Annotated in this window: 14 protein-coding genes; all 14 read right to left on the reverse strand. The window is 46.4% G+C overall.

Translation table 11 applies throughout. The annotated features are described in order from the left end of the window. Window positions 1-65: 65 nt before the first annotated feature. On the reverse strand, window positions 66-2,081 hold the full coding sequence (locus tag B9T34_RS16215) for a hypothetical protein (protein WP_086214177.1): 2,016 nt from the start codon (window positions 2,079-2,081) through the stop codon (window positions 66-68). Continuing rightward, on the reverse strand, window positions 2,066-3,523 hold the full coding sequence (locus B9T34_RS16220) for a hypothetical protein (protein ID WP_086214178.1): 1,458 nt from the start codon (window positions 3,521-3,523) through the stop codon (window positions 2,066-2,068). Before B9T34_RS16220 ends, B9T34_RS16215 begins: the two co-directional genes overlap by 16 nt. Window positions 3,524-3,527: 4 nt before the next feature. After that, the gene (locus tag B9T34_RS16225; protein ID WP_086214179.1) at window positions 3,528-3,842 is read right to left on the reverse strand and encodes a hypothetical protein; all 315 of its coding nucleotides are present in this window, start codon (window positions 3,840-3,842) and stop codon (window positions 3,528-3,530) included. Continuing rightward, on the reverse strand, window positions 3,839-4,189 hold the full coding sequence (locus B9T34_RS16230; protein ID WP_086214180.1) for a hypothetical protein: 351 nt from the start codon (window positions 4,187-4,189) through the stop codon (window positions 3,839-3,841). Before B9T34_RS16230 ends, B9T34_RS16225 begins: the two co-directional genes overlap by 4 nt. Then, window positions 4,190-4,711 carry a hypothetical protein gene (locus B9T34_RS16235; protein ID WP_086214181.1) on the reverse strand — a complete coding sequence of 174 codons (522 nt, stop codon included), beginning with the start codon at window positions 4,709-4,711 and terminating at the stop codon, window positions 4,190-4,192. It abuts the gene before it with no gap. 113 nt (window positions 4,712-4,824) lie between these two features. After that, window positions 4,825-5,259, reverse strand: a complete 435-nt coding sequence (locus B9T34_RS16240) for a hypothetical protein (protein WP_086214182.1) — start codon at window positions 5,257-5,259, stop codon at window positions 4,825-4,827. A gap of 88 nt (window positions 5,260-5,347) precedes the next feature. Further along, window positions 5,348-6,112 carry a hypothetical protein gene (locus tag B9T34_RS16245; RefSeq protein ID WP_086214183.1) on the reverse strand — a complete coding sequence of 255 codons (765 nt, stop codon included), beginning with the start codon at window positions 6,110-6,112 and terminating at the stop codon, window positions 5,348-5,350. Window positions 6,113-6,123: 11 nt separating this feature from the next. Continuing rightward, entirely contained in the window at window positions 6,124-7,467 is a 1,344-nt protein-coding gene (locus B9T34_RS16250; protein ID WP_086214184.1) for a hypothetical protein, read from the reverse strand. Window positions 7,468-7,470: 3 nt separating this feature from the next. Further along, a complete protein-coding gene (locus tag B9T34_RS18945; protein ID WP_213034167.1) occupies window positions 7,471-8,028 on the reverse strand; it encodes a hypothetical protein in 558 nt (185 codons plus the stop codon). Window positions 8,029-8,095: 67 nt separating this feature from the next. Beyond that, window positions 8,096-9,979 carry a hypothetical protein gene (locus B9T34_RS16260; RefSeq protein ID WP_086214185.1) on the reverse strand — a complete coding sequence of 628 codons (1,884 nt, stop codon included), beginning with the start codon at window positions 9,977-9,979 and terminating at the stop codon, window positions 8,096-8,098. A gap of 94 nt (window positions 9,980-10,073) precedes the next feature. Continuing rightward, window positions 10,074-10,631: a hypothetical protein gene (locus tag B9T34_RS16265; protein ID WP_086214186.1), complete on the reverse strand. Its 558-nt coding sequence runs from the start codon at window positions 10,629-10,631 to the stop codon at window positions 10,074-10,076. Beyond that, window positions 10,628-11,329 (reverse strand): hypothetical protein, encoded by a 702-nt coding sequence (locus B9T34_RS16270; protein WP_086214187.1) that lies wholly within the window; start codon window positions 11,327-11,329, stop codon window positions 10,628-10,630. The genes B9T34_RS16265 and B9T34_RS16270 overlap by 4 nt, the downstream gene beginning before the upstream one ends. 93 nt (window positions 11,330-11,422) lie before the next feature. Continuing rightward, on the reverse strand, window positions 11,423-12,493 hold the full coding sequence (locus B9T34_RS16275; protein ID WP_171265230.1) for a leucine-rich repeat domain-containing protein: 1,071 nt from the start codon (window positions 12,491-12,493) through the stop codon (window positions 11,423-11,425). A 7-nt stretch (window positions 12,494-12,500) separates the two neighbouring features. After that, the gene (locus B9T34_RS16280) at window positions 12,501-13,643 is read right to left on the reverse strand and encodes a leucine-rich repeat domain-containing protein (RefSeq protein ID WP_086214189.1); all 1,143 of its coding nucleotides are present in this window, start codon (window positions 13,641-13,643) and stop codon (window positions 12,501-12,503) included. Between the last annotated feature and the right edge of the window lie 3 nt (window positions 13,644-13,646).

Genomic DNA, 13,646 nt, shown 5'->3' on the forward strand with positions numbered 1-13,646 from the left:
CCTATATGGATTTATAGTCATTTTGCCTTTTTTACAGATCCCGCTTTTTGCGATATTCCTGATTTTTATCCGCCAGTATTCGCATTAAACAGGACCCGAAGCTGGGTCAAGGTAATCAGCTGATCTGCAGGATTGCTGCTGTATACCGATTCTGCAATTTCAGATAAAAAGGCATGTATCCAGATGTAATCCATCGTATCAGCCACAGCGGCCGCAAATATAGTTTGCATGCTGCCGGTTATAGCGCTATAGGCAAGCGCCTGAATATTCGCCGTATATAGCGCATTTGTCGCGGCTTGCGCCGTATCCTGAAAATAAGCCTGCTTCATGGCCGCATAAATCATTTCCCGATTGCTGGCGCTTTCCTCTTCATCCGCAATAGCCAAAGCCAATAAAAATACGTTTGATTTTTCTATTGCAGTCACGTCATAAACTTCCTGCGCATCTTCCGCAGCAAAATCAGGGTTCGGAACTTTCTCTGAAACTATGGTGAATTGATCATCGACCTGATACGGCGGAACAGATGCAGCCGATGGGTCATAATTCGGATTGCTTTGACGCGGCACAGTAATCAGCTGAATTAAGTCTGGGTCACTGGCATAAATCGGGTCATACACCACATCGCCATTGGCTTGAATCTCTGCTGAACGCAAGCCGTCAATATTCCCGCTGGCATCAGCATGGCCGTCATTCCAATAGGTTTTAAACGCCTCAAAAACCGCATCTGCTGTTTCGCCTTTCCATGCCTGAGAATCATAGGCATAGGTGAAATAAAACTCAGCCGCATCCATAATGCCGTCGGTGTAAGTCGGTTCAGGCGTCATATAGCTGTAATTCTGCAGATAGGTTTCACTGCTCTCGGTTGAACCGTCCAGCACCAAGCCGCCATCCAAAGTGCGCTCAGCCCATTCTGGACTGTTTTGCACCAGATCCTGCATAAGCTTCTGCGCAGCGTCCAGATATGTATCAAAGCTTTTGAAAGCGCCCGCTTTAAAAATGTGCGGCTGTGTGCGGCTGATCCCCGCAGGGCCGCTTCTTTTCAGTCCGCCGTCTGAATACTGCCATCCCAAATAGTCAAGCACCGCATTCATTTCAGCTCTGCCTGTGTAAGACACATCCGCGCTGGCTTCTATACGCGCAATAAGCACTGTCGCTGTATCCGCAGTATTCGCCGTGTAATCCGCTGGGACTTTCAGGATCTGTACTGCGCTGGCCGCATTATCAAATGCATAAGCGTCATAATTTGGATGAAGCCGCGCAATTTCATTTGCAACGGCCTGCATTTGCTGATACTTCGCTATAGACATCACAGACAGTGCCAAAGGCGCCAGATTGACCACAGCCAAAGCATAGACTGTATCAACCAAATCCGTTCTGAATCCATTGTATTCAACGGTAAAGCCTACAATGTCAAAAGTTCGAGCCACACCCCAATCCGTGAACGGGATGCGGTCCACGATCAGATCTTCAAAATACTGATAATTTGCCGCAGCATACGCTTTGTATGCCATGCCCATGCCAATATCATCAATATCATCAAAGTCCATGCCAGCCATAATCTTTGACACGATATTTGCAGGCACCAGCTTGGCAATCATCGGCGCAATTTCGCGGATTTTATCTGCATTGACTTCTTGATTAATCGTAATGGCAATACGGGACGTCAAAAATGAATTAATCGTTGGTTCAGTCGTCGCCAAAGCAGGGTATTCATTCGACCGCTCAATGCTGTGATATAGACGGCTGATTTCCCACTGATTGCCCCAGATCATCGTCAGCACAAATTCCAGAAATGCCAGTCCGCGCTTTGAACCAAGTGAACGCCAGTTCGCATAAATCACACGCATGATAATGTCTGAAATTTCGCTTTTACGCAGGACCACTAAGCCATCCTGCTTAGTGAAGCGCTCCACGACGGTTGCGCTGCCAAAATGAGGCATGCCATAGTCGTGAATATTTTTAATCTGCATGCCGTAAAGATCATCAAACAGCTTGATAAATAGGGCCTGCAGCTGTCTTTCCGTATCATCATAAGCAAAAGATGATTTATAAGGCTCTAAAAGGCTTATAGAACTGTCCATCGACTGCCCCCAGATAAACTAGATCGCTGAATATCAATCTCAATCGTGCTGGCATCCATGTAAAGCCAATGGTGCGGCTTGACTGGGTTTTCCTGCAGATCCTCTGTCTCAATACTTAAATTAGATTGACGGTCCTGAAAGGCCAGAACATCACGCTGCAGCAGCTGGCTGATTTCCAGCAAGTTAAAGCCGTTTTGCAGATAGTAGCTGGCTGCAATCTGCTCTTTGCCGTAATGGCTCAGCAATAGCGATTTAATCTGCTCTTTGACCGCATCCACATCATGAACAGGCGAAAGCACGGCATTCACTTTAATTCTGAATTTACGCTCTTCTGCCGGCTTAAATACAATGTTTGAATTGCCGTACAGGCTGTCTGCCTGCGCAATCAAATTGGCAACTTCACCGCAGATCAGCGCATACTCGCCGCTGTTTTTAGGCGTGATGCTGACAAACAAATGGTTAATATTCGCCACACTTGCGCCGTAATGCGTTTCATGAATAGACTCATTCCAGACGTTCAGGAAATATGAGCGCGACATAAAGTTTTTACGGACTAAAAACTCAAAATTACCCAAAAATACGGCGTTATCATCATGCGTCGGATAAGACGCCAGCAGGCGCATCTGATCAATGCTTAGCGGATTCGCGCCCATACGCACCAAGCCGCCCGCTTCAAATTTAATGCGCAGCTTGCCTTCTTTCGCCGTATAGGTTTCAACCAGCATGGCATCACTTAAATTCGCAGCATCCAATTCCCCGTCTGTTTCAACAATGGTAATGCTTAGTTCTGTATTGGCCTGCAGTGTATGCCCAGTGCGTTCAGAATCGCCAAATTCAAGCGTTAAGCTGCGCAGGGTATCAGTCTTAAGGGTAATGGCCTTTTCACCCGCCTGCGCGTTCATCCAGCGCGTTACAAAGCTGTATAAATCCCCTTCATTGTCTTTAACGCTCAATGAGCATAGCGCCATGTCTTCTGTGATGGGCAGCTGGAATGAAAAAAACGGCAAGGTTTCAGTAATGGTTTTAACCACAATACGCTCTTGCGACTGCTCTGCCAGTACACGGATTTCATCGCCTGCAGGGATTTCAGCATTCTGAATAAAACGCCAGACTCGCCCCTGACCATCCTCAAACACTCGGCCGCTTTGCATCGTCACGCGCTCTGTGCCATTGTTTTTAATTGATACACGGTGCTGTGTCGCCGTACCCTTGGGCAAAATACCCTTATTGCTGGCATCCGCTAGAATTGTGGATTCACGGCTCTTAATGAATGGCTCTAATTCAGAAACATCCACATCACGGCCAAGCTCTGCCAGCATGTGCTGCATCACTTGAATTGGCGCTGTGACTGTTGGGTCCCCCGCTAAATAGCGGGCTTGAATTTCAGGAAAATCCTGTAAAGCAATTTCAGTCACTTGCTTAATTTTGGTCAATGAAGGCATACATTTAAACCTCTACAGTTTCAGCGGTTTCCGTCTTGATTTTCAGACGGTCTGCGCCGATAACAAAGTAATAGCGCTTGGTTTCAAAGTTCACTTTTTCATGCGCGATATAAAGCTCAGAATCTGAGATGTTTTTAAGAATTGGAATGTCTTCACGCGCCCACTGCAGAAGTAAATCTGCTGAATCTTCCGTCATAGGCTTTTGCAGGATCTGCCGCGGATTTCTGCCGTAATTCACGCCGATATAGCCGTTTGGCGGCGTCGCCATCCAGTGTTCCAGCATGCGCAGAATATCCGAAACGCGAAAAATGAAATTCATGGGTGCTGGACCTTAAGAATTGTAAAAGCCGCTATGCCAAAATAAATACGCGCCTTGGCATACATGATTAAAGTACCCAACCAGCATATATATCCAGCATAATCAGGATAAAACGCCTCTATGAAGTACAGCAGGCAAAATCCAAACAATGCGACTTCAAAAATGCACGTCATGAGCATGAAGCGAAATGCATACTTATGCGCCTGAATAAAACCAGCAAAGCTTAAAACGCTTCTTTTTTTTGCAAATTCCGCAATCAGGGCACCATTCGTCCAGTGCAGAATCAATCCCCACTGAATAAAAAAAGCAATCGCTATAACTGCGCACAAATAGACTGAAAAACTCATTTAAGCTGCTCCCTTAATAGCTTCAAGCTCCGCTTTTTTAGCCGCCAGTGAATCACGGCGCGCCTGCAGGATCTCTTCCTGTTCTTTTAGATATGCGCGCGTCATTTCAATGCGCTTGCGGACGGTAGGCGCTGGGGCCTTGGTGCGTGGAATGATGACCCGCGCAGACAGGCGTTTCACATTGAATTTATCCTGATTTGCTTTCAGCTTTAGAGCCAGACTCTCCAAGCCCTCCATAAAGCCCGTCATATTGTCATAGTCCATGACACGTACCAGCGGAATGTTTTTATTGTTCATAAAGTGCTGGACCACATCGCCATCCGTGCGCAGCACAAATGAAAGCGTTTGCCCCTCTTCCATGCTGAAAGTGATTTTCTTGGTCGCCTGATCGGGTCCGCGCTTAATCATCTTGTCAACAATAATTAAAGCGACTTTTTGCTTTGTTGCCTGTTCCAAAACTTCACGGATTTTGATCACCAGCGGATGAGATTCTGCAAGTTCTGCCAGTACGAATTTAGCCATAGTTTTATGCTCAAAAATTGAATTGCTATGGCTGTATTTTGGATGATTTAAAAAAGCGGGGTTTTGCGGTATTCCTAATGAAAAGCGCCGTAAAATATACGGCGCTTTGGTCTTTATTCGCGTTCTGCCATTTCCTTGAACTGAGCAAATATGCACTGATACAAATCATCATTCAGCTCCTCTTCACTGTATGAGCCGCTGAACAGGGCAATCGTATTGCCTTCGCCGTCGGTGCTGTGCGGCAGGCGGTCATCCAGCAAATACAGCTGATTCAGCTGCAGTTCAGTGCGCTGGCCGCCGATGCATATCGCATCTGGTTTTTCCATTTGAATCGGCATAAAAAAGAAATAGCCCGTTTCATCCGTATGCTCATTTATTGGCGATTTCCAGCCATAAATCTGCGCATCACGCTGCGGTCCTGTCGTCACAATATTCAGCATATCCACGCCAATCGGCTTATTCAGCACTGCTGTAACGCAATTTGCCGCAGTTTGCGCATAAGCCCCAAGCGGAATATCCAATACAAGGTTTTCTAATTTCTTAAACATTATCGCTATCCTTATCCTTGATGAATCAAAGCCCCGTTAAGGGCCTTGATTTTTATTGATGAACAATATGTTCATTTGAACACTTTGTTTAAATGTTCATTTGTTTCGCTTTTTTCATCGAACGCATACGGCTTTTAATCGCACTGCTAGAGCTTGCTTTGCGGCGGGCTTTGCTCAAAGCCTGACGCTGAGCAGCTGACAGCTTCACTTTGCCAGATACACGCTTATTGACCACGGTTACACGGCCATTCCGGATAGCTTTCACGGCTTTATAAACCAGCTTGCCAAATTTGCCTGATTTCGTCGTGGTTTTACCGACTGAAACGCCGTCAATCATGAGTTCAGAATCTTCATCTTCCGCCTCGCCGTATACGAACATATCCGTAAATTCAGGCAGATCTTCACTGCTTGGAAGATTAGACAGAATCTGCTCTGCAGCAGCCTCAATCGCTTCATTGGCTTCAACATCTTCACTGAAAATAGTAGCGATTAAATCATCAGAAACGCCCAGTGAAGCCATAGCGTCCTGTACGTTTGCGATAATGATGTCAAGCGTCGCCTGATCCGCTTCAAACTCTTCATCATCACCGCTGGATACGCCTGCAATCAGCGTATCAAGGCGGTCTGTAGGCAGCTCACCTTCTTCAAGATTTTTTTCAACAATATCGTCAGCCAAGACTAAAGACAGCGCTAATGCCATACGGCGCAAGCCCTGAATTTCTGAGTTCAGCGCGCCCGTATTGATATCATCGCTATCCAGCACTGCAGCAGCAGCGGCGCCCGCAGCGCTATCAATCAGCAGCTGCTGAGCATCGGTTTGAATTTGAAGAAATGGAAAAAGTTGTGTGTTCATAGCTACACCTATTAAGCTGAAATTCGTGTTTTTAAGCGGCCAGCGCGCGCTGTGCCTTGTGTGTGGTATCCGCATTCCAGCTCAAAAGTGTCATGTGGACGGTCCGTGCTAGGGACAATGCTTAAATCGTAATACCCGCCAAGCTCATCAGACATCACCAGAAGAGGACGGTCTTTAGACGTGCAATTGTCAAGAAATTCCGTGCATTCCGTTGTTGCATCTTCAATGAATCCAGTCATGTGCTTTTGCAGATGACGCTTGCAAATATCAATCAGGCGGCTGTCAATAAACATGGAAATGTCACTGGCATTGCACAGCTTTAAAAGGCTCTGATTGTCATTGTATGTGGTCAGGCTGTCGTCCAGAATGAAGCGGATGCCGTTTGGATAGCGCTCACGTTTCACCATATTGATTTTTGCATTCGCCAGACGCTTAAAGTCAGGGTCATCTAAAAAAATCTCAGGGTTTTGCTGAATACCCAAGTAGCTGAAAGGGTAGTCATGCCCTGCGATTGGACGGTGAATTGCAGGAATGCCGTTACGGTCTTTATTGCCTTGACGCAGCACATAACGGCCAAGCAATGTACCGCCGCACCAGCGCGCAACTTTTTTGCCTTTCAGTTTTTTTGCATCAAAAGGACGGGCAATGATTGGCGCCCAGATGAACGTTACAAAATGCTCATCCAGCGTCAGGTCTTCCGCCATAGCTACAGCCTGATCAATCGTCAGGGTCGGCGGCAGCTCAACAATCAAGCGCACACGCATTTTTTTTGCCGCGCGCACCAATGCCGTATAATCCTGCAGATTATCGCCAACTTGATAATAAAGGACCGTGGCCTGATCATCCTGACGAATCAGCGTTTGATAAATATCTGGGACACTGCTTGGCTGTCCTGTCGGCACAGTGAGCAGCTGGCGTTTTTTACCCAAAGTTGCATAAGGGTTGTATGATTCCGCACTGTCAGAAGCCAAAGCTTCGTCAAAGAAATCAGACGGACCAGCAGGGAGGTTATTCTCAAATAGATTCAGCTCAATATCGCTGAAATCCCCGTGGGCATCCATAACCGCGACAATTGAATTAACTTCATTTTCATCAGCACTCAGCATGCCCTTAAAGAAGTAAATGCCGTCATTATTTGTATCATCGTAAAACAGCACAGATAATGACAATTCATCCAGCGCCTTGATGGGTGCTGTTTGAGTCAATCCAACCGCCATCATGACAGCTGAATCGAAATAGTTATCAGAAGAAAAAGCCAATTCAAAAACTGGGTCTTCTGAATAAGACGGCTCAGTGTCTGCTAAACGCAGATCCATTGCACCGCTTGTCAACAAAGTCAGGATATAACTCAGCATAGCTTATGCCTCCAAGATGAAGCGTTTCATACCGCTAAAGCTGTTCAGCTGAGCAAAGTTTCCATGAGCCAGCCGCTTTTGCTCTGCATTTTCATAAGTAATCACCAATGTTTCACCCGCTGGGATGATCTTATGGGTCACTTGACAAATTGCACGGCGGCCAAGGTTTTGAATACGGATTTGATTAGGTCCAAGATTGGACTGCTCATCCTGCGCCGTATCAGGGTCTTTTTCGCCTTGCTGATCATCATCAGACTGATCTGCAGAAACACCTTGAGCTGCTTTTTCGGCCGCTTCCGCCGCCGCTTTTTCAGCTGCTGCTTTTTCGGCCGCTTCCGCCGTTGCTTTTTCGGCCGTTGCTTTTTCGGCCGCTTCCGCCGCCGCTTTTTCAGCTGCTGCTTTTTCGGCCGCTTCCGCCGTTGCTTTTTCAGCCGTTGCTTTTTCGGCCGCTTCCGCCGTTGCTTTTTCAGCCGTTGCTTTTTCGGCTGCTTCCGCCGCTGCTTTTTCGCGCTTTTGCGCAGCGGTTAATTTTGGTTCTGTCTCTTGTGTTTTTGTGGTCATGTCATTCACCAATAACTAAAGGGATTTTGAAATGGCGTGAAACTCACGCCATTTGCTAAACCAAAATTTATGCGTCTTGCGTTAAAGACGCTGGCAAGTTCTGAACCCGCAGTACAGCGACCTGATCACCAAAACGCTTGTTACGGTTCATTTGACACGCTTGGCGCGTATAGAACGTCACACCTTCTTCAAAGACTTGCGCGCGCACATCGCCCGTCACCACAGGGACCGCAATATGGCCGACAAATACTGATTTAGCCGCCACGCTGTTGCGCGCAGTAATCAGCATTTCACTGAATTGGATCTGCGCACCGCCCACAGCAACTGAACCGAACTCAACCACTTCCGCCTCTTCTGGCACATAGTAGTAATGATCAGTACCGCGTGAACCAATGCGGACGATGCTGTTCGGCGCACCTAAAGTCAGGCCAGACGGGATGAAATTAGTATCATCCGCCAGTGTGCGGACCAGCGTGCCTAGTGAGCCAGTGACAAAAATGTCAAAGCCTTCTGGCGTATGATTTGTGCGGCCAATGATACGGCGCTTGCTTTCTTCCACAGCAGGAATTAATTCACCAGCAAGGTCGGCTGTGCGGTTGAATGCCTGTGTCATTGAAGAGCCGCGCGATAAGTCCACGACGCGAACCATGCCGCCGCCCACAGCGCGTTCACGCGCCTGCTGCAGCAAGCTGACGTTTTGCTCAAGCATGAGCTTAGAAATCACCACAGCAATGAATGCAGCGCGCATATCCACGCCCAATTCATTCTGCATCTGAGTCAATGCATCAATGGTTGCGACATAAATAGCACGGATGCCATAAGCCGAAACATAGCCGTAATCCAAGTCAGCATCTACCGAAGGCGTCGGCAGAATCGCCTTGTTATTTCCGTCTTTTGCTTCATAGTTCGCAATAACATGCGAAACGACCTTAACGTCAGCTGGAAGAGCTTTATCAAGCGTAATCGTCACGGTGTTTGTTGAAAAATCAACCGTACCGCTAACCAGCTTATAAGTCTCGCCATCAAGAACAAGGCCGTCATGATCTTGCGGATAGATTGGCAATGTTCCAGAAGCTTTTCCGCTAGTCTGATTCTTATGCTCATCGGTTGCGAATGGCTGGCCTGCAATAGTGATGAATGTTGCGCCTGCGACCAATGGCAAATCACCCGAACCAGCGTCAGGCGTTAATGTTCCTGATTCGACACAGCGGTATGCCTTCACGGTAAAGGTTTTTTGATCTGCAGACGTCATTTCAAGACGGTGTACAGAATCAAAGAATTGCTTCGCAGCAGTCACACCGTCCAAAAAATCGCCTTTTCGGGTCTGGCCGTAGTTATTGGCTGCAATTTGGCGCACATACACCAGCGGAACAGTCTGTGAACCTTTCGGGTTCGGCAAGTAAGCCACCAGCGGCAATGCGTTCGCAATCGTTGTTGCAATCGTTACCATCGCCAGTGTCGGAACTTCCGCAGCATGCCCAGATTGCTGAGAAGAAACGCTGTCTAAGAAGTATTCTTTTGCTGAGTGATTAGTATTGCTGGCTGAATCAAAAATCCCGTCTGTTTCATTTGAACCAAGCGTGTACTGCTGTGCGGCATTCAGCAGCGCGGTAGCGACTAAATTCGCATGCGGCATATCACCGCCATTGCGGTTTCGATGGGCTTCAACACCGATATTGATTGAATCCAAAATTGCATTGAATGCGCGGCTGCCATCTGCGCCCACTTTGCCCTCTAAGGCTTTTTCTAATTGCAAAAGAGGCTCAGGAATAAGCGCTTCTTTGCGGAATTTATGCTCAAGAGCATTAGCGACAATGCTGTCATACTGTGCGCCGTATGATACCGTACCGCTGGCAAGGGGTTTGCCATAGCCCATAAGGCCTAAAAACTTTGCGGTTACAGCGCCAAGCATAGCGGCGGTTTTAATTTCTTGTGATACGTCTTTGGTCATGGTCTTGTTCCTATAAGTGCCGTTATGGCGAACCGATGACCATATTTTGCAAGATAAAAAAAACCGCCCTTTGGCGGTTTTCCAGCTTTTTAAATTAGGGTTGAACATTGGGCAATGGCGGTATAGAGCAATTCATGTGAACCAACTTTGCGCCAGCCCTCAAGCAGCGCAAAATAAAATCGCCGTCATCAGTGCGCCCAGTGTCCCGATATCCGCCGACTGCAGTGAACAGCTCACGGTAAACCCCGATGCGGCCAGATCGGCCATCCTGCTTAAAATCCCTGCTTTTAATCACCTGACTTGGTTTTAGGTGCTGTAAAAGCTCATGCGCTTCACCAATAAAATTATCCGCATCCAGATTAAAAAGAATTTCACCTGTACCCATTGCATGAGATAAATTTTTCACATACCCGCAGGCAAAATCACTGCCGTCTGCAGGCTGATAATTATCAAAATGCGTTTTCACCTTTAAGCGACCATCCAGCAGATAATCTGCATAGTATTCCCGCAGATAAGGCTCTATAGTGCTGTCATTGTAGGCCAGCACGCACAATTCAAAGCGGCCAGCCTCTGTGAAGCTCAGGTTATGCTCTAGCGTCCGCCTTAATTGCCAAAGACGGCCGCCGCATACAGTGCAATATGAAATGATCATCCTTCTTCTGGTAATTTCTTAAGAATAAATGACCAGACTTTTGTTACATGGTCCTCGATTACTTCTGCACCCTCAACACGGTATGGATATTTATCAGGGTATTCCGTCGTTAAGCTAAGCGGAATAAAGCGGATACGCTTTACACCAATTTCATTCAGATACATATAGCCGCCGCCTGAACTGTCTTCCGTAACGGTAAACATTTCTTCCAATCCATGATCAATTAAGATTTGATGAATTGAGCCGTCTAGCGTGTCTTTAAATGGATACGGTATCGGCTTGGTTTGAGTATAAATAACCCCGTCAATTTCAAGATTCCACTGAATATCACTCATCCAACTTAGGCCGAACCAGCCCCTGTATTGAATGAAATCCGCAGCACCATCTTCTGACATATCTGGAAATGGCGGAAGTGCCCCACCGCCAGCCTGTCCCTTAATCCGCAGGACCTGAACACTCGGCAAGCCAGCATCCAGCGCATCGGCTATGGCCGCATAAGCGGGGTTTTCAGGATCATAGCCCAGCATAGCCCGCTGATTGGCCTTTGTGATGGTCATTGGCTTGTTGTAGCAGCCGCGCTTAAATACGCCTGTAATAGCGCCAATATTTGGATAAGAGCCAGTTTTAGAACTGGCATCTTCTACACCTGAATATTGCAGCCCGCTCTCATTCGCTAAAATTTCGGTAATGTTCGGCATTGCCTTCACTCACAGTAAAATATGGCTCATTGTGAAGGATCTGGCAGGCGCCTTTTGCGCCGTATTCCCGATAAAAAACCCGCATTAAGCGGGTTATAGGGCAGGCATAACAAATTCACTCATCGGGTAAATATACGGCGCCAGTACGGCCCAGTTTGCGGCCGCTTTATACGCGCTGACCGCCGTGTCAGGAACATAGATTTTCATTGCCGTTGGATAGCCTGCAAATGGCGCGGTTCCGCCAAGGGTCGGCGGTGTACTTGACTTAAATACAACGGCTTCCAGCGCAGACATGCCCACAAATGCGTTATTCGCAATATTCATGGTCCCCAAGGCGTTAAATTCAACGTATTTCAGCCCAGTAAGAAAATACAATATTGAATTTCCGAAGGTCACAGCCTTATCACTGAATATGATTTTTTTTAATTTAGGGCATTTTTCCAGCATGTATGAACTTGAAAAATTGGCAAGATTCCCAAAATTGATGCTTTCTAAGTTCGACATGGTAGAAAATGCATAGTTTCCTGTAATTGCAGTCAATGACGGAAAGCTTAAGTTAATCAACGTCGAACAGTTACTAAAACTAGATCCGCCAATTTCTTCCAGATATTCTGTATTCACCGTATCCAGCACTGTGCATCCACTAAAACAAGAGTTGCCCAGTTTTTTTATTTGCGGGCCTAGCGTCACTTTTTTAAGCTTGGTGCATCCATAAAACATTTCAAAAGACAACATATTCTCAGGCTGATTGCATACAGCTTCAACCAGCGCAGTACATGCTCTTAAAACAGCGGCGCCCACAGTATTAAGTGTGCTTTTAAATTCCATAAATTCCAGCGAACTGCTGTATGCAAATGCATAGTTTCCGATAAATTTAACTGTGCTGGGATAATTAATAAAGCGGGCCTTACTGTATGCAAATGCATAGTTTTGCAGATATGAACATGGCGGCTTTAGCGTAATGACATCAATCATCAATCCAGACGCTTGATTTATGTATGTAATCTCAATATTGGCCTCTGTTGCCATTTGGATTTCTTGAATCTTGACAGGATATTGACTGAGCGGCAAAGCATCTGAAATGCTAACAGATTTGGAACGGATGGCCGCTTTCAACTGTGACTTTATGGCTGCAATGTTTGCTAGTTTACTGGTAATTGTCATAATAGCCTCACGCTGGAACATAACTGCTGAGCGGGTAATAACAGGACGGATCTATAACGGACCATCCATTTGCAGTTTTATAGCCCTCTAACAGCTCATCACGCACATAAATTTTTACAGTCTTATTATTGATAGTCAGCGCTGTGAACGGCGCCCCTGAATTTGCGGTTGAACCTGATATAGCAGGGATGGTCTGTGCATGAATTACAATAGTTTTAACCACAAGCATATCTGTTATCGAAAAATACGACATTGATAACTTAACAGCAGGAATTTCAAGCAGTTCCAGCGTTGATAGCCCAGTAATTGCACTGTTTGCAATACTCAATTCACTAACCGCAGGAAGTACCAATTTTTTTAACGCATAAGCGTCTGATAAAAATACAGACGGAATATGACTGAGCTTATTGCCAAAAGTTATTTTTTCCAATTTTGAACAACCTCTGAAATTACTGGCTGCGGCCTGCTTTAAAGACGTCAAATTGGCTTCTTTTAATTCTTTACACTGCGCAAGTGCATATGCGTCAAGATATTCAATATTTTCCAGATTGATATTTACCAAATTTGGGTTATTAAAAAACCCATTATCTGCAATTGATTTTATATTGGGATTCAGCTCTACACTGACTGCTTTTGAGCCATTTGCAAAAGATGAAGGAATAGGCAGTGCGCACTGCACAATAATTTCCCTCCCGCCAAAAGACGAAAGACAAGAGCTTAATGTTGTGACCGATGCAGGAATCACGACTTTTGGAACAATTACTCCACTCAGCGCGGAATATTCTATGGTTGTCAATGTCGAAGGAATATTCATAACTGCCAGTTCAACACAGCCCGAAAATGCCTCCCCACCAATCCGCAGCAGGCCCTCTGGCAAAACCACTTCTTTAAGCGCCCAGTTTTTAAAAAGTCCCGCTGAAATATAGGTTGCTGTTGACGGGACAGTGACATGCGTAATCCCCGTATTACTAACACCGTACACTGCCGTTGCTCTGCCTTGCGCTGGATCTGGGGATGCCAGCGCCGTGATTTTCTGCGGATACTCACTAAAAGGCGTGCTGGCATCAATGGCCGCGCCTTTGGCTTTAATGGCATTCATGATCTGGGTTTTCAGGCTTGCCAATGCCTGCATTTTTTGCGCTATCGTCATGGC

It is taken from the genome of Acinetobacter sp. ANC 3813, assembly GCF_002135435.1.
GTDB lineage: Bacteria > Pseudomonadota > Gammaproteobacteria > Pseudomonadales > Moraxellaceae > Acinetobacter.

Bases quoted from the DNA above. Each gene is read 5' to 3' on its own strand.
- B9T34_RS16215 (WP_086214177.1), bottom strand. From the start codon at position 2,081: ATGGACAGTTCTATAAGCCTTTTAGAGCCTTATAAATCATCTTTTGCT.
- B9T34_RS16220 (WP_086214178.1), bottom strand. From the start codon at position 3,523: ATGCCTTCATTGACCAAAATTAAGCAAGTGACTGAAATTGCTTTACAG.
- B9T34_RS16225 (WP_086214179.1), bottom strand. From the start codon at position 3,842: ATGAATTTCATTTTTCGCGTTTCGGATATTCTGCGCATGCTGGAACAC.
- B9T34_RS16230 (WP_086214180.1), bottom strand. From the start codon at position 4,189: ATGAGTTTTTCAGTCTATTTGTGCGCAGTTATAGCGATTGCTTTTTTT.
- B9T34_RS16235 (WP_086214181.1), bottom strand. From the start codon at position 4,711: ATGGCTAAATTCGTACTGGCAGAACTTGCAGAATCTCATCCGCTGGTG.
- B9T34_RS16240 (WP_086214182.1), bottom strand. From the start codon at position 5,259: ATGTTTAAGAAATTAGAAAACCTTGTATTGGATATTCCGCTTGGGGCT.
- B9T34_RS16245 (WP_086214183.1), bottom strand. From the start codon at position 6,112: ATGAACACACAACTTTTTCCATTTCTTCAAATTCAAACCGATGCTCAG.
- B9T34_RS16250 (WP_086214184.1), bottom strand. From the start codon at position 7,467: ATGCTGAGTTATATCCTGACTTTGTTGACAAGCGGTGCAATGGATCTG.
- B9T34_RS18945 (WP_213034167.1), bottom strand. From the start codon at position 8,028: ATGACCACAAAAACACAAGAGACAGAACCAAAATTAACCGCTGCGCAA.
- B9T34_RS16260 (WP_086214185.1), bottom strand. From the start codon at position 9,979: ATGACCAAAGACGTATCACAAGAAATTAAAACCGCCGCTATGCTTGGC.
- B9T34_RS16265 (WP_086214186.1), bottom strand. From the start codon at position 10,631: ATGATCATTTCATATTGCACTGTATGCGGCGGCCGTCTTTGGCAATTA.
- B9T34_RS16270 (WP_086214187.1), bottom strand. From the start codon at position 11,329: ATGCCGAACATTACCGAAATTTTAGCGAATGAGAGCGGGCTGCAATAT.
- B9T34_RS16275 (WP_171265230.1), bottom strand. From the start codon at position 12,493: ATGACAATTACCAGTAAACTAGCAAACATTGCAGCCATAAAGTCACAG.
- B9T34_RS16280 (WP_086214189.1), bottom strand. From the start codon at position 13,643: ATGACGATAGCGCAAAAAATGCAGGCATTGGCAAGCCTGAAAACCCAG.